Source organism: Hymenobacter koreensis (assembly GCF_039541855.1).
GTDB lineage: Bacteria > Bacteroidota > Bacteroidia > Cytophagales > Hymenobacteraceae > Solirubrum > Solirubrum koreensis.
This window is the reverse complement of record NZ_BAABHA010000015.1, coordinates 133,125-153,036: the sequence shown is the minus strand read 5'-3', so window position 1 is coordinate 153,036 and position 19,912 is coordinate 133,125. Positions and strand designations below refer to the sequence as shown.

At 59.9% G+C, this 19,912-nt stretch carries 17 protein-coding genes; 8 read left to right on the top strand and 9 right to left on the bottom strand.

Annotation, left to right across the window (positions count from 1 at the left end; all coding sequences use genetic code 11):
• Positions 1–42: 42 nt before the first annotated feature.
• The 5 genes from ABD903_RS19415 to ABD903_RS19395 form a co-directional block, all read right to left on the bottom strand.
• Complete coding sequence (locus ABD903_RS19415; protein WP_345226968.1) at positions 43–1,317, bottom strand: protoporphyrinogen/coproporphyrinogen oxidase; 1,275 nt, start codon at positions 1,315–1,317, stop codon at positions 43–45.
• Between the two features lie 40 nt (positions 1,318–1,357).
• Positions 1,358–1,927: a hypothetical protein gene (locus tag ABD903_RS19410; RefSeq protein ID WP_345226967.1), complete on the bottom strand. Its 570-nt coding sequence runs from the start codon at positions 1,925–1,927 to the stop codon at positions 1,358–1,360.
• Between the two features lie 121 nt (positions 1,928–2,048).
• Positions 2,049–4,232 carry a TonB-dependent receptor plug domain-containing protein gene (locus tag ABD903_RS19405; protein WP_345226966.1) on the bottom strand — a complete coding sequence of 728 codons (2,184 nt, stop codon included), beginning with the start codon at positions 4,230–4,232 and terminating at the stop codon, positions 2,049–2,051.
• Between the two features lie 250 nt (positions 4,233–4,482).
• Positions 4,483–5,667 carry a toxin-antitoxin system YwqK family antitoxin gene (locus ABD903_RS19400; protein WP_345226965.1) on the bottom strand — a complete coding sequence of 395 codons (1,185 nt, stop codon included), beginning with the start codon at positions 5,665–5,667 and terminating at the stop codon, positions 4,483–4,485.
• A gap of 66 nt (positions 5,668–5,733) precedes the next feature.
• A complete protein-coding gene (locus ABD903_RS19395) occupies positions 5,734–6,378 on the bottom strand; it encodes a c-type heme family protein (protein WP_345226964.1) in 645 nt (214 codons plus the stop codon).
• Positions 6,379–6,476: 98 nt separating this feature from the next.
• On the opposite strand from ABD903_RS19395, the gene prfA reads away from it, so the two are divergent.
• The 3 genes from prfA (at position 6,477) to ABD903_RS19380 (ending at position 8,701) form a co-directional block, all read left to right on the top strand.
• On the top strand, positions 6,477–7,550 hold the full coding sequence (gene prfA / locus ABD903_RS19390; protein ID WP_345226963.1) for a peptide chain release factor 1: 1,074 nt from the start codon (positions 6,477–6,479) through the stop codon (positions 7,548–7,550).
• A gap of 154 nt (positions 7,551–7,704) precedes the next feature.
• Positions 7,705–8,301 (top strand): GNAT family N-acetyltransferase, encoded by a 597-nt coding sequence (locus ABD903_RS19385; RefSeq protein ID WP_345226962.1) that lies wholly within the window; start codon positions 7,705–7,707, stop codon positions 8,299–8,301.
• A complete protein-coding gene (locus ABD903_RS19380; RefSeq protein ID WP_345226961.1) occupies positions 8,279–8,701 on the top strand; it encodes a diacylglycerol kinase family protein in 423 nt (140 codons plus the stop codon). The genes ABD903_RS19385 and ABD903_RS19380 overlap by 23 nt, the downstream gene beginning before the upstream one ends.
• A 3-nt stretch (positions 8,702–8,704) precedes the next feature.
• On the opposite strand, the gene ABD903_RS19375 is transcribed toward ABD903_RS19380, so the two are convergent.
• Positions 8,705–9,268, bottom strand: coding sequence for an RNA 2'-phosphotransferase (locus tag ABD903_RS19375; RefSeq protein ID WP_345226960.1), 564 nt, complete (start codon positions 9,266–9,268; stop codon positions 8,705–8,707).
• 98 nt (positions 9,269–9,366) lie between these two features.
• On the opposite strand from ABD903_RS19375, the gene ABD903_RS19370 reads away from it, so the two are divergent.
• From ABD903_RS19370 to ABD903_RS19360, 3 genes are all read left to right on the top strand, one after another.
• Positions 9,367–9,834: a DUF6970 domain-containing protein gene (locus ABD903_RS19370; RefSeq protein ID WP_345226959.1), complete on the top strand. Its 468-nt coding sequence runs from the start codon at positions 9,367–9,369 to the stop codon at positions 9,832–9,834.
• Between the two features lie 101 nt (positions 9,835–9,935).
• Complete coding sequence (locus tag ABD903_RS19365) at positions 9,936–10,436, top strand: DinB family protein (protein ID WP_345226958.1); 501 nt, start codon at positions 9,936–9,938, stop codon at positions 10,434–10,436.
• Positions 10,437–10,516: 80 nt separating this feature from the next.
• Positions 10,517–11,137 carry a thioredoxin family protein gene (locus ABD903_RS19360; RefSeq protein ID WP_345226957.1) on the top strand — a complete coding sequence of 207 codons (621 nt, stop codon included), beginning with the start codon at positions 10,517–10,519 and terminating at the stop codon, positions 11,135–11,137.
• 96 nt (positions 11,138–11,233) lie between these two features.
• Here the strand turns inward: ABD903_RS19360 and ABD903_RS19355 are convergent, their stop codons facing one another.
• Positions 11,234–12,070 (bottom strand): DUF4382 domain-containing protein, encoded by an 837-nt coding sequence (locus ABD903_RS19355; protein ID WP_345226956.1) that lies wholly within the window; start codon positions 12,068–12,070, stop codon positions 11,234–11,236.
• A gap of 215 nt (positions 12,071–12,285) precedes the next feature.
• Positions 12,286–15,396 (bottom strand): AsmA family protein, encoded by a 3,111-nt coding sequence (locus tag ABD903_RS19350; RefSeq protein WP_345226955.1) that lies wholly within the window; start codon positions 15,394–15,396, stop codon positions 12,286–12,288.
• 153 nt (positions 15,397–15,549) lie between these two features.
• Between ABD903_RS19350 and ABD903_RS19345 the strand changes: the two genes are divergently transcribed.
• Together ABD903_RS19345 and ABD903_RS19340 are read left to right on the top strand one after the other, a co-directional pair.
• Positions 15,550–16,620, top strand: a complete 1,071-nt coding sequence (locus tag ABD903_RS19345; RefSeq protein WP_345226954.1) for a PorP/SprF family type IX secretion system membrane protein — start codon at positions 15,550–15,552, stop codon at positions 16,618–16,620.
• Positions 16,621–16,691: 71 nt separating this feature from the next.
• On the top strand, positions 16,692–17,972 hold the full coding sequence (locus tag ABD903_RS19340; protein ID WP_345226953.1) for an SUMF1/EgtB/PvdO family nonheme iron enzyme: 1,281 nt from the start codon (positions 16,692–16,694) through the stop codon (positions 17,970–17,972).
• Between the two features lie 135 nt (positions 17,973–18,107).
• Here the strand turns inward: ABD903_RS19340 and ABD903_RS19335 are convergent, their stop codons facing one another.
• A complete protein-coding gene (locus tag ABD903_RS19335; RefSeq protein WP_345226952.1) occupies positions 18,108–19,877 on the bottom strand; it encodes a T9SS type A sorting domain-containing protein in 1,770 nt (589 codons plus the stop codon).
• Between the last annotated feature and the right edge of the window lie 35 nt (positions 19,878–19,912).

The window sequence follows — 19,912 nt, the reverse complement described above, 5'->3', positions numbered from 1 at the left end:
GGCCGGGAAAAGAAATGCTGTTCTGATTACCGCCGGGCTGGCTTAACCCGCTGCTAGCAGTTGCTCAGCCACCTGCCGACCCGTGGCCATGGCCGCATTCAGCGAGGGATACGATGCCCAGTCGCCGCAGCGGTACAGGCCCTCGGCCAGCTGCAAGGGCAACTGCACCGGCTGGCCGGCTTCGTATACCGGCAGCGCGTGCTCGATGTGGTAGGTACCCAGTCGCCGCCAACCGGCCACGCCGTGCCCAAACCACGCCGTTAGTTCCTGCCGCAGGCGCTCGGCCAGCTCGTCGTCGCTTAAGCCGTAGTGGCCGTGGGTGCTTACCGATACCAGCGCTTGTCCGGCGGGCGCGTACTCCGGCGCCACATCGGAAGGAAAAGCTACGTTGTGGGCCAGGGAGCCGGGCGCCGCGTTCAGGCGCAGCAGGCCGTCGCCACGACCGGGCGAGCGGTCGGCGGCGAAATAGGTGCAGGTGGTTTGGCGGGCTGCCGTGGGCTCGGGCGCGGTTAGCTGGGGCAGGAGCTTCTGGGCGGCGGGGCCGTCGGTGGCCAGCACCACGGCGCGGCCTTGCAGGGTGCGGCCATCGGCAAGATGCACGGTGTGGCCTTCGATGGCGGTTACGCGGGCATGCAGCTCTACGGTACCGGCGGGCAGGCGGGCCGCCAGCTGCTCGGGAATGGCTTGCAGGCCGCGGGCGGGCACGGCGGCGTCGCCTTCCACAAACTGCTTGAACACGAACTCGAAGAAGTTGCTGGCCGTGCTCAGCTCCCGATCCAGATAAATGCCGCCGAAAAAAGGACGGAAGAAGGTGTCAATCATCTGCTCGCTCCAGCCGTAGCGGCGCAGGAAGGTGAGGGTATCGGTGGCTTCGCGGGCCAGCAACTCCTCGCTGCTGTGCTGGCGCACGTGCTGGGCCAGGCTCACGATTCGCAATTTGTCGGCTAGGGTGCCAATGGGTGCCGTTACGGCCGAAAGCGCCCGAAGCGGCTGTTTCAGTGGGTTGCGCAGGGTGGTTTCGCGGCCGTTGGGTAGGCGAATAACGGCGCCCGAGGTAAAGGCTTTTAGCTCCAGGGCGCCGTAGTCGATGAGGCGCTGCACCTCGGGGTACCGGGTGAGCAGCACCTGAAAGCCGCGGTCGAGGCGGAAGCCGTCGGGCGTTACATCGGTGCGCACGCGCCCGCCCACGGCATCGGCAGCATCAAGCACGCGCACCGGGTGCCCGGCACGATGCAGGTAGCATGCGCAGGTGAGGCCGGCCATGCCGGCGCCAATGATGATAACGGGCAGTTGGGCAGATTCAGCGGGAGGAGTCATACCCCCGGCAAACTGCGAAACCGGGCCGAAGGTTGGGATTTTAGTACAGCGTGATGCCGTAGCGCTGTTTCAGTGCCTGCGTTTCCTCATACGTGCGGTTAAGCCCAAGCAGAATGGTGCGCTGCCCACAGTAAACTTCGCGCACTGGTATGCGCCGCTCGTACCAGCTTTCTAGTAAACGAATTAATACTTGCTCTTGGTGCGGGTGCCGCACCAGCACTGGGAACTGGGGCCAGGTGCCTATCTGCAGGTGGCTTTCGACGGCAAGTGGTTCGGAGCCAAACAAGCTTAACTCCCACGCGGCCGATGCGGGCCCGGCATAGTCCAGCCGGATGGGTGTAGCGGCCGATAGCGGTTGTTGCTGCATCTGCCCATTCATGTCCAGGTAAGCTACTTCCGACGTCAGAATTACTACGCCCGCAACTTTGGGGTCTGGTCGCGTGGCCACGGACATACCCAGGACAGACACTCCTCCCACCCGAACCTGCGACGGTGGCGCAGCGGGCAGTACAACAGGGAGGGCCAGCAGCAACTCGGCTGGCCGGAAAAACTCCCCGCGGCGCGCGGCGCGGCTGGCACGCGCCAGAATTTCGGGAGAAAGCACACTCATAAAAGGAATGACCGAAGGATTGGAAACGCTGGTAGATAGCAGCACGTCAAACCACAACTGACTCGTATAAAACAGGGCCGTTTTTGGCACGAAAGGGCGCAGGGAAACAGGCACCGAAACGCTATCGGTCAAACCGCAGGGCCAGCACCACGTTGCGGCCCGGCGCGCTAATACCCGAGGCAAACTGCCGGTAGCTTTGGTCGAGAATATTCTCCACAGCGGCCTGCACGGCCCAGCGCGGTGTGAGCCGGTATTCGGTGCGCAAATTGAGCGTGTACCAGCCCAGCGAACCGACGGGCGTGGCCTGATCGAGGTTGTCTTCGCCCGACGGGCTAAACTCGCCCACCCACTTGCGGCCGTTGAACAGTACCGAGGCCTCGGCCGTGAGGGAACGACGCCGGTAGCTGACGGCGCCGCGGCCGTAGAGCGGCGGAATGTGGTCGAGAGGAACGGCGCGGGTAAGGTCGCGGCCCTTGGTGTAGCTGATGCTGCCCTGGGCCGAGAAGCCGGCTCCGAACTCAGCCAGGGCGCGGGCGCTGAAGCCGTAGATGCGGGCGCGGCCGGTGTTGGTGCTGGCCACAGTGGTGTAAGTCTGGCCGTTGAAAGTAATGGTGCTGCCACCGTCGGGGGCGGCAAAGGGCTGCACCACCAAGGCATTGCGCAGCTGGGTGTAAAAGCCGGTAATGGCCACTTGCAACCGGTTTTCCACTGTTTTCGACAGCTCTACTTCGGCGGTGCGCAGGCGTTCGGGTTTCAGACCGGCGTTCGGGATAATGAGCGTGCCGTTGTTTTGCTCGAAGGTTTTGCTGGCGTCGTCTACGTTGGGGTTGCGGAAGGCCGTAGCCACCAAACCACTTGCCCGGAAGCCCGCCGGTAGCTGCGCTACCAGGCCCAAGTTGCCGTCGAGTGAGGCCGAGGACTGCCGGATGCGGGTGGCAGTGGTGTTAAAGAAGCGCGGGTCGAAGTCGCCGCGCAGGCGCACCGTGCTCAGGCGCAAGCCGTCGGAAAGGGTTAGCGCGGGCGTAAGCTGCCAGCGGTGCGCTGCGTACAGTCCGGTAGTGGCATAAGTGGCCCCGTTGGGGTAGCGGGTGGCAATGTCTTGCTGCACGCCGGTGCGCACGTTCACGCCGGTGCCGGTGCTGCGCACGCGGTTGTGAGTGACTTCGGCACCGTAGCGCAGCTCGTGACGGCCCAAGCTTTTATTCAAGTCGAGGTTAGCCGATAGCACCCGAACCTGCTCGCGGTTCTCTTGGCGCACGTCGCGGCGAAAGTCCCGTACGAGCCGGCTTTCGTCCAGCCGCTGAACGGCGGGCGTAAGGCGCAGGGCATCGAACAGGCGCTTGGGGCGGGTGTACTGGTACTGGTAACTGGCCATTAGGCGACGCTGCGGGCCATAATTCCACTCGGCAAAGCGTGGCAAGCCGTTGCGGAGCGCCTGCAATCGGTCGTAGCGAGGCACGTCGGTGGTGGTGGAATACTGCAAGTTCAGCAGGTGCTGCTGGTGCGCCACGGGACGAAAAAGCAGCTTTTGCAGTACATCCATTTGGCCGTAGCCGGAGTCGCGCTGCACGTTGGGGTCGGGGTTTACCAGCACGCTGTCGCGCAGGCCGAAGCGGCGCACGTAGAACGGTTTTTCGCCAAACCCGGGGTAAGATCTGTAGTCCCGGTTGCCCTTGCGCAGGTCGTCGAAATCGGTGACGGTTACGCTTGTGAGCGAGGCCACGCGGCGCCAGCCCAGGCTTACATCGGTGTGCAGGGTTTTCTCGTGGGCGGCGCTGGCGTAGCGCAGTAGGTTGCTGGTGTGTACGCGCGGAGTGGTGGAGCCGCTGTCGGCCAGCAGCGGCGGCTTGGTGTACACGCTAATAACGCCGCCCAGGGCATCGGAGCCGTAGGGTACGGCGCCGGCCCCGCTGAGGACTTCAATGCGCCCGAGCACGTTGGCATCGATACCCAACACGTTTTGCAGGTGGCCGCCGCGGAATATGGCGTTGTTCAGCCGCACGCCATCTACCACCAGCAGCACCTTGTTGGCCTCAAAACCGCGCAGCACCGGGCTGCCGCCGCCCAGCTGCGACTTCTGCACGTACACCCAGCCGCTTTGCTGCAAGGCATCGGCCGTGGTGGCCGGGTTCAGCAGCCGAATGGTGCGGGCCGATAGTACTTCTATTTGCTGCGGTACTGCGGCGCGGAGTTCGGGAGTACGGCTCGCCGATACGATTACTTCACCCAGACTTATGACCCGGGCGCTATCGGGTGCCGGCGTTTGAGCGACGGCCGTAACGTTGGCGCCTGCGGCAACCACCACTATCGTAAGCGTCCTGCTTATCATCTGGCCTGGTTTGCCTTTGGGTTGGTTAAAAATTATGCTTCAAACGACTTTTTGTCCTGTTTGAACTATATGTATTAGCGGGTTTCGTTAGCTGAGGTTGCTGAACAAGTAGCTCCGAGCACCAGTCGGATATGATGATTAAGCTCTGTTGCCCGGAAGGTAATTGTAACTCGGCAGTTAACCGGCCGCTGAGGTGGACAGGTTGCGGGTAAGGATAGTACCTACTTTACATCAAATCAGGCACCGGCAACGGAGGCACTTGTTCGGGTTGCAAGCGGGCGGCCGGGCGCACGGTGAACATCCGCGTGGCTTTGTTAAATTCTACATCAACGTACCCCGGCACCGGCACTCCACGAAATTCGGCTGGTTTCCACAGCGGCATGAGTTGGGTAAGCATGCGCTTAAGCATTTGCTTCAGGGCCTCGTTCTCCGACTCAAAGGCAATGAATTGTCCGGCAGCATCCAAACTGGCGCGGACGCGCACTCGGTCTGGCAGCACTTGGTACCATTGGGTGTCGCTGTAACGCAACATGCGCTGGGTGAGCCGCTCGGCGTACCGCCGCGTACCCAAAGCCACGCTGGGTACACGCAAATGCTCTTGCATCATGGCAAACTGCTGCCGTCGGGCTTGGTCGTTGCAACTGTAGCCTAGTCTCAGTGCACTCGCCAGCTCAATGGTGCTGTGCGTTAAGGGCTGTACAACTGGCTGAAAATACGGCACGCGCCGCTGCCCGTTTCCCTGCCAGTTGCCCTTCCGAAAGCGCCCCCCTTCATAAAGCTCCACTGCCGTTAAGCCTTGCTTGCCTTCCGACTGATAGCTTCGCCACTGGCCATCGGGCAGCCCCAAGCGCACTTTGCCAACGCTGTGCAGCCCGCGTTCGGTTTGGCCCTGCCATACGCCTTGCCCATTGGTAACCATAGCCTTACCAGTGGTATCCCAATAAGCAATGATGCGCGTCGTACCGTCCGTAGGAAAGCGAAAAACTTGCAAAGGCTGCCCGTTAGCATACCAGTACTCCCAGTTGCCGTACCGTATTCCTTGCTCATACTGCCCGCGCACGGCCAGTTGCCCGCTGGAGTAAAACAGCTCATACAGGCCGTACAACCTACCCTCCTTGTACGTGGCCCGAGCCAGCAGCTGTCCATTACCCACCCGAAAGTCGCTTACTGATCCGTACATATCGCCGTCGGCAGTCAGTCGTATGTGCCGCCGGATAGCGGCGCAGGCCACCGGCGTTAGTTCGTAGCGTGCGTTAAAGAACAGAATAACGCTATCGGCTGTAACGACTTGGCTGCACTCGGCCAGCGAGGCCAGCTGGGCTTTAACCCGCTCCTGGGCCTGAACCGGGACTACCTGAGCCCAGACACATAGCAGCACTAAATAATACCAGGGTTGCGTCTTTCGCGGCATAGGAACGATAATCGATGGGTTAGCTGAGCAATTTATCGTTAATTCTGCTCCACGCGGCCATAAATCCTAGAACCGGCGCTTAAACACCTTGCGGGTTTTCATGGTGTAGTGCGCGGCCACGCCGCGGCGCGTGAGGGAAATTTTCCAGAAGCCAATCAGCTGGCCGGGCTGGTAGCCGGTGAGCTTTTTGCTGGGGTACGTGGTAGTCAGCAACTGCGCGTCGGCCGCGCTGATATCGGTTCCCACTTGGCCGTGGCACTTCAGGCACACGTCGTTGGGTAAAATCACCAGGGGTTGCTGAAACACGTATTCGTCGGCGGTGGGGCGCAGCACCTGCACGGTATCGGCTTCGGTAATAAAGCGCGGGGCCAGCAGCTGGCGGGTGGTGGTAGCATCTAGCTCGCGGGCCAGGCCCACCACCTGGGGCAGCTTTTCGGGCTGGCAGAAAGGGTGAGCAGCCTCCACGCCGCCGGCGCGGAGGCGCTCGGTTAGCTGGGCACGCCAGGCCCGGTCGGCGGTGCGGGTGAGCGAGTCGCCGGCCCAGTGGGCGGCGGCCAGCAGCTGGTTGGGCAAAATGCGTTTGGGTTTCCAGTTTTCGGCCTCCCGGTCGATGGCCTGGCCGTTTTCCAGGTGCTCAACCTGATCGGGGCGGCAAGCGGCAGTAAGGAACACCAGGGCCAGCGAAGGCAGCAGTAGCAGAGAAAAACGCATAAGGAAGTGGCAAACCCTTGGGCGGAACCAACCTACGGCCCCGGCGGGTTTTGTACCTTTGCAAAGGTACCGCCCAATTGCGGACCGCCCGATGACCAATGCTCGACAAACTAGAGGCCATTAATCAGCGCTTTAACGACGTGAGCCAGCAGTTGCTGGACCAAGACGTGATGAGCGACATGAAGCGTTACAAGGCCCTGAACAAGGAATACAAAGACCTCAACAAGATTGTGGTGGAGTACCGTGCCTACCAGCAGGTACTTAGCAACATCGAAAACGCCCGCGAGGTTATTGCCACTGAAAAGGACCAGGAGTTCCGCGAAATGGCCAAGGAGGAGCTCGACATGCTTCTGCCCGAGCAGGAACGCCTGGAGGCCCACATCAAGGACCTGCTGCTGCCCCGCGACCCGAACGATTCCAAGGACATCATCATGGAAATTCGGGCTGGTGCCGGCGGCGACGAAGCGGCCCTGTTTGCCGGTGACCTGCAGCGCATGTACATGCGCTACGCCGAAAAGCACAACCTGAAAATGGAGCTCATCGACGCCATGGAAGGCACGGCGGGCGGCTACAAGGAAATTATCCTGGCCCTGCGCGGCGAAGACGTGTACGGCAAGCTCAAGTTCGAGTCGGGTGTGCACCGCGTGCAGCGCGTGCCGGCCACCGAAACCCAGGGCCGCATTCACACCTCAGTAGCCTCGGTGGTGGTAATGCCCGAAGCCGAAGAGCTGGACGTGGAAATCGACATGAACGAGGTGCGCAAGGACTTGTTTATGTCGTCGGGTCCCGGCGGGCAGTCGGTAAACACTACCTACTCGGCGGTGCGCCTCACCCACTTGCCCACCGGCATTGTGGCCCAGTGCCAGGACCAAAAGTCGCAGCTCAAGAACTTCGATAAAGCCCTGCAGGTACTCCGTTCGCGCATCTACGAGATTGAGCTGGCCAAGAAAAACGAAGCCGAAGGTGCTACCCGCAAGAGCATGATTGGCGGCGGCGACCGTTCCGATAAAATCCGGACCTACAACTACCCCCAGGGCCGCGTGACCGACCACCGCATCGGCTACACGGTGTACAACCTGAGCTCGGTAATGGACGGCAACATCGACGATTTCGTGGAGCAGCTGCGCCTGGCCGAAAGCGCCGAGCGTTTGAAGGAAGGCACCACGGCGTAATTGTAGTTGTCAATTGTCAGTTGAAAAACGGACCTTGCTTCGGCAGGGTCCGTTTTTTCTTGCCGAAGCGTCGTTCCTTTGCAGCCGGAACCCTCTCAATTGGTAGTCGTAGCGTCTTTTTTCTGACAACTGACCGCCAACAACTGACAAGTGAATGGACTGTTCGCGTTGTATTACGCTGGAAAATAGCCGCGTGCGCCTGCGCCCCCTCGAAGCCTCCGACTTCGAGGCCCTCAAGCAAATAGCCTTCGACGCAGCCGTTTGGCGCTACACCACCACGCCGCTGCCCAAAGACAACGTGGCCTTGGCCGCCTACCTGGCCCAAGCCATTCAGGACCGCGAAGCCGGCCGGCGCTACGCCTTTGCTATTGTAGACTTGGAAACGGGCCGCTTGGCGGGAAGCACCAGTTACGGCAGCTTTGCCCTGGACGAACGCCGCATTGAGATTGGCTGGACGTGGCTGGGCCGCGAGTTTCAGCGCTCCGGCGTGAACCGGGCCGCCAAGCATTTGCTGCTGAAATACGCGTTTGGCGAATTGGGCTGCGAGCGGGTGGAGCTAAAAACCGACGCCCGCAACCAACAGTCGCGGGAAGCCATGCGCCGCATGGGCGCTGTAGAGGAAGGCACCTTACGCAGCCACTGCTTCACACAGGGCGGCCAGCGCCGCGACTCGGTGTACTTCAGCATTCTGAAGCCCGAGTGGGACAAGCTGCGCCAGTCCGTGTTCCGTGAATACGACAGCCGTGGCTGAGCCGCCCGTTCCGCGCCCACCCCGGCCCTGGCGCCGTGAAGTAGCCAGCTTCGGCTATGCCCTGAAAGGAATTCGCACGGCCTTGGCCTCGGAGCCGCACCTGCGCTTTCACGCTGTGGCTGCGGTGCTGGTGGTAACGCTGGGCCTGTGGTTGCGCCTACCGCGCCACGATTGGGCGCTGCTGCTGCTGGCCATTGGTGCGGTCTGGACGGCCGAGCTGATCAATACGGCCCTCGAAACGCTGGTGAACTTGGTGTCGCCGGAGTACCACCCATTGGCCGGCCGTACAAAAGACGTAGCCGCCGGTGCGGTGCTGGTGGCAGCACTGGTTGCGGGCGTGGTTGGGCTGTTGATTCTGGGCCCGCCGCTGTGGGCACGCTTGCAGCTGTGGCTAACCTGAAAATCACTCGGCAGGAAACCCGATGAACTGTGGCGGTACGGCTTCGGTGAGCCACACGCCGTTTTCGGAAAGGAAAAACGCGTAGCCAGTGCGGGCCATATCGGCGGCGGCAATGCGCAACACCACCGGGCGGCCGTGGCGCTGGCCCACGCGGTGGGCAGTGTCGACATCGGCCGAGAGGTGCACGTGGTGGCGCTGCTGGCGCAGCAGGCCAGCGCTGCGGATGGCGGGCAGGTTGCGTTCGGCGGTACCGTGGTAAAGTGCCTCGGGCGGCGTTTGAGGCGTGTAGCCGAGGTCAACGGTTACGGAGTGGCCTTGGTTGGCCCGAATGCGCTGCCCATCAGGGCTGAAGGCAAAGCGTTGTTTGTCGCTGCCGGCTACTACTGCTTCCAGAGTTTCACGAGTAACAGCGTGGCCGTGCTGGTTGAGGCGGGTCAGCAGGTGGTTTACTTCGGCCCAGCCGGCTTCATCGAGGCTTAGGCCGATGGTTCCGGGTTGGTGGCGCAGCACCAATGACAGGAACTTGCTGAGTTGGCGGTGCGCATCGGGAAGAGGAGAAGTAGCCATTGCTGAGTGGTTTGCGTATGCAAAAAAGCCGCTTTGCGGGTTCCGTCCGGCTTCGGACGGGCAAGTTGTACATTTGCCGCCTTCTGTTCCGAAAACCGATGCATCGCGTATTCTCCCTCGCCATTGGAGCCCTGCTGCTGTCCGGCGCCTGTGCCCGCCACGTCGACCTGACCACGCCCACCGACACCTCGGAGCCGCGCGCCACTTCCAGTGCCTCCACGCCCACGGTTACCACCGCGCCCACGCCCACCAGCCGGCCCGATGACCAGCAAGTGGCTTTTGATAAGCGCAACCGTCCGCAGTGGCTCGACGAGAAAATTAGCCAGCACTTGGCCGCTAAGGCCGAGAACCCGCCCATCACCATTCTCAGCTACCAATACAACGGCCAAACCGTTTACTACGAAACCGCTCCGTGCTGCGATAATTTCAGCACCCTGTATGATGCCAAAGGCGTGGTGCTTTGCCGCCCCGACGGCGGCATAACCGGCCGCGGCGACGGCAACTGCGCCGACTTCGAAAAGAAACGCAGCGCCGAACAACTTGTATGGCGCGACCCGCGTCGCTAACCCAGAAAGTAGGGCTACGGGGCACTCCGCAAGCTAAAACCGCGTTCTGCCGACCTGCTTCCGCCCACTTCCTAATTCGCAATACTCCATTTTCTTTTCTCATGATTGACACGCTCGAAAAGCTGGGGGCTTACAACGTGTGGGCCAATACCAAGCTGCTGGCGCATTTCGATGGCATTGCGGCCGCAGGCCAACAATTGCCCGAACGCACCTTACGCCTGTTCAGCCACGTACTGAACGCCCAAGCCATTTGGCTGGCTCGCCTTACCTCTACCGAAAGCCCTGTGAAAGTGTGGCAGGAGCATGATTTGGCCGGTTTGCACAAGCTCCACCACCAAACCTCGCCCTCCTTGCACCAATACGTGCAGCAAGCCGACGACCAGGAGCTGCACCGCGTGATCAGCTACACCAACTCGCTCGGCGACTCGTACGAAAGCCAGGTATCGGATATTCTCACCCACGCCAGCGTACACGCCAATTACCACCGGGCGCAGGTAGCCGCCGACCTGCGCCAGAACGGCCTAGAGCCCATTAATACCGACTTTATAACGTATTGCCGCGAGCTGTCGGTGCAAGCCAAAAAGGCTGTGCCTAGCCTGTAAGCCTTGCTTTTAATAGCAACCGAAAACCCTTCCGTATACGGAAGGGTTTTTTAATACTTCCCACGCTCACTCGCCCTCTTATGGCTGACACCACCCCTGCGCCGGTTGTTACCCCTGAACGCCTGGCCGCCGCTTACTCTTACGCCTCTTACCGCCAGCTTCTCGATGAGCTGATGGCCCAACGCCATACCACCGGCCCCAACCAGGAGGAATGGTTGGTACAGTATGCGCATCTGAACATTCAGCGGATGCAGCGCATCGATAAAACCGTGCACGTGTTGCCAGAGCTGCAAGCGGCTTTGGCGCGTTTGGAAAAGCCATACATCTGGCTGGTGCTAACTGAGGGCTGGTGCGGCGACGCCGCCCAAATCGTTCCCACCCTGGAAGCCGTAGCGCGGGCCAGCCACGGCAAGCTAAGCACGCGTTACCTGCTGCGCGACGAAAACCTGGATCTGATGGACCGCTACTTGACCAACGGCGGCCGCTCTATTCCCAAGCTCATCGTTCTCGATGCCGCTTCCCTCACCGAAGTAGCTAATTGGGGCCCGCGGCCGGCGCCTGCGCAGGAGCTTTTTCTGCAGTTAAAAGCCGCCGGTGCCACCCACGAGGAATACGCCGAAAAAGTGCATTCCTGGTACGCCAAAGACAAAACCCAGAACACTCAACAAGAGCTGCTGGCCTTGGTTCAGCGGTTAAGCTAACCGACGCCTCAAGCTATAAATAGATAATTCATCACTATTAAAAAAGCCCGTTGACAGCGTAGTCAACGGGCTTTTTTAATGCGTGTAGGCGGCTGCTTAATTCAGCGGCACGTTCTGCACTTGGGTTACATTGTTGTTAGTAACCACCACGCCGCTTACGGTTTTCTGCTGGTAAGCCGGTTGGTTAGCCGGGGCCGTGGCGGAAGGGAAGTACTTCAGGGTATAAGTGCCCGAAGGAATGCCAAAGAACTGGTAAGCGCCCGAACCATCGGCACGGGTGCTGAAGGTATCGGCGGGTACGATGGACGAACGAATGGCCAGCACCTCGGGCAGAGCGGCGGCGGGCGTTACGGTGCCGCGCAAACCGCCGTTAATGGCTTGGGCAATTACCCGAATAACGGGCTTGAGCAGGTAGCGCTCCTTTTTATCGTTGCCGGGGCGCCAGTTGCCGCGCTCCACAATGGAACGAGCCACGTCGAAATCGAGCAGCAGCTGGAAGGTCTCGTTTTCGCGCAGATTGGCCTGGTCGAGCTTCAGCTTCACGCCCGACGTTTGGCCGCTGGGCGTTTTCAGGTCGTACTGCTGACCATCGGTGCCGATAACATAGCTGTCGGGGCCCAACACGAGGCGAATTTCCTTTAGGTCACCGGGGGCAAAATCGGTGCTAACGAGCAGGGCCGAGCGGCCGTTCACGTACTCCAGCACGTTAATGGCTTGGGCCGTGAAGGGCAGGGTTTGCCAACCGTCGGGGTTGCTTTCCTCCTTCAAGTGCACTTCAATCTGGCGCACATCGAGCACCACGCGCTGGAAGTCACCGGGAGCATCCATCAGCCGGATTTCCAGCTTCGAGCTTTTGTCGTTGTCGTTGCCGCAGCTACCCAAGCTCAGAGCGGCTCCGAGGGCCAAGGCGTAGAGAGAGAATTTTTGAATCATGGTCGGTGGAGGAAAGTTAATCAGGGAAAAGTTCAAGCAACAAATGGCCTGTAGGCAGCCTAACGAAAGCAGTGGCAATAAATATACCATTTTGCTTGCAGCCTAAGTGATGCTCAAACGCAGGTGCTTCAGAAAAGGATACAGCCGAAAACAAAAACCGGCCCACACGCCAAACAAGGCGGGTGAGCCGGCTATGCAGCAGCAACTAGATAAGCTTAGTTGCTGGCTTTGGTGGTATCGGTGGGGGTTTCCTTGGGCGTTTCCGCAGGCGGATCAGCGGGCGGAGTGGCGGGCTTCTTGGGCTTACCAAACAGCGAGTTCAGCCCCTGCGAAGCTTTCTGCTTGAGCTTAGCCTCAGCCTCTAAGCGCTTCTTCTCGATTTCCTGCTGCGCCTTGGCTTGCAGCTCCAATTGCTTGCGTTCCAACTCACGGCGGGCACTGTCCTGCGCTACTTGGCTTTTGGCGGCCAGTTTCAGCTTGGCATCGTCTACTTTGCTTTGCACCACACTTTGCACGAGGCTTTTGGCTACGTCCTTGGCCTGGCCTTTCACGCTGCCGGTAGTCAGGTTAACGGTGGGGTTGGTAATGGTGCCGCCAATTTTCAGGCCCAGCGTTACGCGCTCGGTACCCTTGATGTCCTGCACGCCGGTAAGCTGGGTGAGTTTGGCGTTCAAGGCGTTGCCTACTCTGCCGGTGGGCACATCCAGCGCCATGATGTACTCCATGGTTCCGCCCACGTTCGAGGAGCCACCCACGGTGCTCTTGATCTGGCCGACGGTAAAATCGAAGGGCTTCACGATGAAGTTGCCGTTGAGCATTTCGGCGGCCACGTCCTTGTTGTTCACCACAAAGCTTTTCAGCTCCTGCAATTGGGTGAGGTTGCTGATCTTAGTCAGAGCCGGCGAAGCACCCACGGCGGCGCGTACCACTTCAAACACACCTTTGCCGGTGAGCGAGCTGTAAACGGGCATCATGTCGGGGCCCATTTCGCCGCTCACGCTAAAGTTGGTACCAAAGATGCCTTCAACCTGCGAAGCCAGCGGCAGCAGCTTTTTCACCGAGTTAAAGGCGCTGAAGGCGTTCTGAAAGTCGAGGTTCTGGATGTTCAGGCCCAAAGCGAACTTGGGGTGTGCCAGATCCTTGCTGTTGTAGCTGCCGGTGGTGGCAAAGTTGCCGCCAAGGGTGTTGAACGTCAGTCCGTTCAGGTTCACAGCTTGGTCGCGCACGGCCAAGGTGCCTTTCAGGTTGTCGAGCTTCAGGTTGTCGTACACCACCTGGCCCACGTTGGCGTTCAGGTTCAGGTCGAAGAACTTGGGAATTTCCAGCACGCCCTGGGCGCCGGTAGCGGCCGGCGTGGCGGAGGTGCCTTTGGCCGTTGCGGCCGTAGCGCCGGGCGTAGGCTGTCCGGTAGCTTCGTCTACCATCCACTCGTTCACGTTAAAGCGGCGTGAGTTTACGTTCACGGTGCCGCGCAGGCTTTGGCCGGGCGTGAACATGTAGCCCATGTAGTTCGAGATGGTACCCGAAGCCGCAATGTCCGACGAGCCCACGAAGCCCGTCATGTTCTGCAGCTCAATCTGGTCGTTGTTGAAGTTGGCCGTGGCCTGCGTTACGCGCACGCCCTGGGGCAAGTCGCGGCTCTTATAGGTTACGTTTTGGGCGTTAACCGTGCCCGAGGCCACTACTCTTTGGTAACGCTCGGCCTCGATGTCGGCCATGCTGCCTTTGGCGGCAATGTTGCCGTTCAGGCGGCCCGTTACGGTCATGCCTTCCAGCGGGAAGATTTTGGTGAGCTTGGTCAAATCCACCACGCCTTTCACGTTGGCATCGAACACCGGCTTGTCGATGTTTTGCACCGCCACGCGGCCTTCCAGCGGCTCGCCGTCGAGTAGCATCCGAAACTGCGGAATGTCCACGCGGGTATCGTTCACCTGACCGGTGGCGTTGGTCACGGTACCATTCAGCGTCAGGTTTTCGATGGGGGCCGGGAACTGCTTGCTCTTCACGTAGCCGTTGGTCAGGCGCAGGGCGGCCTGCGTTACCGGCATTTGGGTTTTAGAATAAGTACCGCGGGCCGTGGCATCCACGAACAACTGGCCGCGCATCAACAAGTCCTGCACGGGGTATACCTTCAGCATTTCGGCCAGGTCCACGTTGGCCTTCACGCGGCCGTCCACCTTCATCGGCTCCAGCCCGTCAATGGCCACGTTGCCGTCGATGGGGTTTTTGCCAAGGTCGAGGTGAAACTTCTTCACGTTCACCTTCACGTTGTTGGTGAAGCCCGATGGGTTGTCCACCTCCATGTCCACGTTGATGTTGCGGGCCGCCTGGGGCAACTCGGGGTAGTGGAACATGCCGTTGGTAATCTGCAGCTTCACGCCGTAACCCGGCATCTGCACTTCGTTCTGCACGCCCTTGGCGTAACCGGTGAAGGCCACCTTGCCGCTGGTTTCTATGCTCTTGAACTTCTCGGTAAACACGCCGGGCACCAGGCTCAGGATGTTCTTAAAGTCGGTTTCTAGGGCTTTGAAGGTTAGGTCATACGTTATGTCGGTAGCGTTCGGCAAGCCGATGTCGCCCTGAAAGCTGAACGGAAAGTCGTTCAGCCGCACCTGGTTGTCCTTGAACGAGAACAGCATCTTGTCCAGGTTCATGCCCATGGTCACGTCGGCGGTCAGCTGCTTTTTGTCGAGGTAGGTCGTGCCGTCGTAGCTCATGGTCAGCGCCTGGGCCGTGGTCTTCGAGGTCATGTCGAAGATGTTCTGGGCAAAGTCGCCGGAACCTTCGTGCTGAATGCCCTGCAGCTGCATGGCAAACGGAATGCTCTGGTCGTTGTAGCGCAGGCGGCCGTTCTCAATCTGCCAGCCTTTAATGGTAAGCTTAATGGCCGTGGTATCCTTGCCCTGCTCGGCCAAGGCGGAGTCGGGAATCACGATGTCCCAGTTGGCCCGGCCGCTCTTAAGCACGTGTACGCTGATATCGGGCCGCTCCAGCGTCACGGAGTTGATCTTGATTTGGTCGCCGCGCACCACGCTCATCAGGTCTAGCCCAATATCGATGCGGGGCAAGTAGGCCAACGTGTCGCGGGCAAACGAGTCCTGCCCGATAACGCGCAGCTGTTCGATGCTCAGGTCCAGATCGGGGAAGGTGCGCAACAAGCTCAGACCTACGTTTTCTGGCTGATACACCACCTTCGCCGACAGCTTCTGGGCCAGTTGCTGGTCGAGCGCGGCTTTTATCTTGTCTTTAAACAGAATAGGAGTGAGGGCCACGGCTGCCACGAGTACCACGAGGAAAATCAGCAGGCCCAGAAAAAATTTTCGCATGACGTAAAAAGTTGACGGCGAAGCGTAAGCAAGATGTTTGCCACTGGCGCACCGCCGGGGCGGCACGATAAAGAGGAGCTAAGTTGCAATTTTAGTTCCGAGGCAAGTTGCGGTACACCAAACCGAGGCTTCACCGCGTTACATTCGTTGCGTATGCCACCCACCTATTTCCTGCGCCGCCTGTTGCGCCACCTGCCCGCTCGGGCCGGTCGGCACCCGCGCCTGCTCACGGTGTTGGTGAGTGTGGGTACGCTCGGCAGTTGGTCGGCCCAGGCACAGGATGTGTACTTCTCGCAGCCCTACGCTACGCGTCTGCATCTAAATCCGGCCTATACCGGTTTATTTGACGATGCCAGCGTAACGCTGGCCTACCGAAATCAGTATCCCACGCTCATCGGGGCGCTGCAAACCAGTCAGTTGGCCGCCGATTACCGCCTCCGTAACCAGCGCAGCGCCGTGGGCCTGCTCATTAACGCCGACCGCGGCGGCGGCCTGAACCTCACCCGCCTCGAAGCCGGCTTCACCTACGCCTACCACGCCCGCCTCGCCCAAAACCTGTACCTGAGCGGCGGGGCTCGTGCTGCTTATGGTTCCCAGCGCATCAGCTACGGCAACCTGCTCTTTGGCGACCAACTCTCCGACGACGGCCAGCAGGTCGGTCCCTCAGCCGAGCCCTTGGCCTACGACCCCGTGCACTACCTCACGCTGGGCGTAGGCGGCCTGTTTTACACCTCAAACACGTGGGGCGGCCTCGCCCTCGACCACGTGAACCAGCCCCGCGTCGGCGTAGCCGACGATGCCAAACTACCTTTTAGGCTGGCTGCTCATGGGGGCTACAAGCATTATTTCGTGAAAACGACGGTCAAGCGAGAGTACCGCGAGGTGAGCTTAGCACCCACGGGCAGCTACACCTACCAAGGCGGTTCGCAACGCTTGGAGTTGGGCTTGTACGGCACCACCACTCCGCTTACTGCCGGTTTGCTCTGGCGCGGCGCCATTCCCGGTCCCGGAAACGCTCAACAAACCCTCGTAGCGCTGCTGGGACTAACCTGGAACGGTTTCAGGTTCGGTTACAGTTACGACGTGAGCCTCAACCAGTTCAGCCGGGAAACAGGCGGTGCGCATGAAATAACATTGAGCTTAACCAAGTTTGATTTGATCGAAGCCGCGAAACGGCGCTTACGACGTAAAAATTACGCTCCACCACCTTGCCCCACCTTTTGAAAATCAGTAATATTGCAACCACTTTGCCCTAGTCAAGCCTTTTCCGCTCAAGGAGTTCCACATAAACAAGTATGAATCTTTCCAAGTACATAGGCTTAGCCATTATTGGCGCCTGCTCCCTGTCGGCTTGCAAAAGCGGGCCGCCTTCGGCTCAGAAACCCGGTAAATACTCGTCCACCACAGGCATCGAGTACAACACCGAGGAAGGCATGAAGGTAGCTGACTACCAAGGCATTCCGGAAGGCCCCGGCCTCGTGTTTATCGAAGGTGGCCGCACGGTTCTGGGTTCGGGCGAAGAAGACGTGGCCATGACCCACGACAACCTCGAGCGCACCGTAACCGTGGCCTCGTTCTATATGGACGAAGCCGAAGTAGCCAACATTCACTGGCTCGAGTACCTCCACTACGTGCGCAAAGACTCCTCCGAGGAGTTTTACCAGTCGGCCCTGCCCGACACCGCCGTGTGGGCCCGCGACCTGTCGTTTAACGACCCCTACGTTGATTACTACCTGCGTTACCCCGGTTTCCGCTACTTCCCCGTGGTGGGTGTAAGCTGGCTGCAGGCTAACGACTTCTGCACCTGGCGTACCGCCAAGGTGAACGAAAACCTCGCTGGCTATGCCACCGAAGGCGACGGCGGCGGCAGCAAGAAGAAAAAAGGCGGCCTGTTCGGTAAGAAAAACAAAGGCGGCGACGAAGGTGCCGACGAGGGCGCTGAAGGCACGACCGAAGATGGCGAAGGCAAAACCCGTATTGCCATCGAGAACGGCAACACGCTGCCGAACTACCGCCTGCCCACCGAGGCAGAGTGGGAGTACGCTGCGCAGGCCATGATCGGTACGCAGGAAACCGGCAACGAAAACCAGGAAAACAAGCGCGTATACCCGTGGGATGGTCGCCAGGTACGTAACCCCTACGGTAAGAAGATGGGTCAGTTCTTGGCCAACTTCAAGCGTGGCCGCGGTGACTACGCCGGTATTGCCGGTAGCCTGAACGACGGCGCCATGATTACCGAGTACATCTACGCTTACCCGCCTAACGACTACGGCCTCTACAACATGGCCGGCAACGTGAACGAGTGGGTGCAGGACGTGTACCGTCCGCTCTCGTACGAAGACATGGAAGACCTGAACCCCTTCCGCCGCAACGGTGTACTGGACGAAGCCGACCGTTACGACAAGAAGGGTTACCAGTCGCTGATCGACGACCACGTTCGCGTATACAAAGGCGGTTCGTGGAAAGACGTAGCTTACTGGTTGTCGCCCGGCACGCGCCGCTTCATGGGCGAAGACTCGGCCACGGCTACCATCGGTTTCCGTTGCGCCATGATTAACCCCGGCTCGAACAAATAAGACTTGCGTTCAGCAACGAACCGAAACAAAAAAGCCGCCCCGTGAGGAGTGGCTTTTTTGTTTAACTATGTTTTTTAAAACGGTGCCACAACGCCCACGCGAATATCCGCAGGGGTCTGTTCTTCCGTTATGACTTTACGGCTGTACCAGTAGCCGCAACGGTGCGTAATCTGGATTGGTGGGCTGCAGAACGTACAGCCCAGCCGTAAGTCCTTGCAGGTTCAAAGATTGGTTAGGTTGCCGGGAGGCAAACGTGCGGATTCGCCGCCCTAAACCGTCAACCAAGTGTATTGTAATGCTGGTTGGGATTCCGGTAACCCGCACCTCGCCAAACGCTGGGTTTGGGTAGGCAGACCACGCGGCCGTGGTTTGCCGGGCCCGGGTGGGCAGCACGGTCTGATCGAGCTTGGCTACAAAGCCCTCGGCGCGGGCGGAGGTGGGCGTGGTGAGCGTGTGGGCGCCAAACCGGGCGGTGCCAACAAAATTACCGACTACGTATACGTTCCCGTTGGCGTCGGCTATGGCATCCGTAAGCCTGGCTTCGTTGGTGGTTGAGCTTAGGGGTGAACCGGCTGTACGCACCCAGTCAAAGGTGTCGGTGGTTCTATCATATTTGAGCGCTAGGATCAGCCCGTTGCTGCTGTCTAATGGACCATAGCCTTCCAATGTTATCGGGCCGCCTCCCGTGTTGCCTGCCATTACGAGTTGGTTCGCTCCGACGGAATGAATGCTGACCAGTCGTATTGCAAACCTTTGCTGCCCGGCATCGACACCGACTAGTTTGGCCCAGGTTACCCGTCCACTTGTGTCAGCACGAACTAGTATTGTACTTAAGGTATTCGCCGGAGTAGTGATTGACGGCACGTTACCTGCAAAGGTTATGGTCCCAGCATTGCTCAGAGCCTGAAAGTACAAGGACCCCGAAGCCGGATCGTCGCCAATCAACTGTTCGCCGCCGAAACTAGCCGTCGTGCTAATAAAGTTGCGCTTCAGCCATAACACCCGGTTGGCAGCCGTGAGCTTGACCAGTGTGGGATTTCCTCTGCGGGTGGGCGCTGGCCCGGTTAACCCGTCCAGGTTCAACACGTCGTTGTGACTCACCGACCAGTACACGGCTCCGGCGGCGTCAATCTGTAGTCCGGCGGGTTGCACGCTTTCGCCCGGAATACCCGCTTGCCGCACCCACCTTAGGGTGCCATCGGAGGCGTAGCTGGTCAGGAAGCCGTCAAAGGAAGAGGCAGCACCAATTTTGGGGTAAGCCGTTCCTTCAATAAACAAGTCCCTAGAGGTATGGCAGCTCCAGTAACAGTTGCCTTGTGCATCAAGAGCCAATCCCCAGGTGAATACCCCGTAGGTAGGCGAAAACCGTTTGGCCCAGCGCAGGTCGCCTTGCCCGTTGAAGGAAGCAATGAAGGAGAAGCTGCCGTAATTGCTGCCGGTAGGGGGTGCACCAGCGGCCCGCGGCCCCTGCAGCATCTGCCCGCCGGGCAGTACCAGGTCGCCACCGGTGAGGCTACCGTAGGTGCCGGTGAAAGTGGCGTTGCCCGCGGCATCCACCACCATGTGCCCGGCCTCCTCAATGCTCAGTCCTTGCAGGGTGCGCAGCCAGAGCACCGTGCCGGCGGGGCTGTATTTGGCCAACACGATATCCGATTCGCCCGCGCTGAACAGCTGCTGAATGCCGCCGATGGTGGCAAAGCCCACAAAATCGCCCAGCACGTACACGTTACCGGCCGCGTCGCGGCCCACGGCTGTATTATTGTTGGGCTGGCCGGTGGTAACGCTGAAACCGCCCTGACGGTCGGCCCAGCCCCATCCGGGGGCCGTTTGGGCAGCGGCTAGACCCGCGCTCAGGCTCAGGCCAACCGACAGGGCTCTGGTGAGTAGTTTTTGTATTGCTTTCATGGTGGTATCGTGAAAAGAGATACGAGACAACCAGC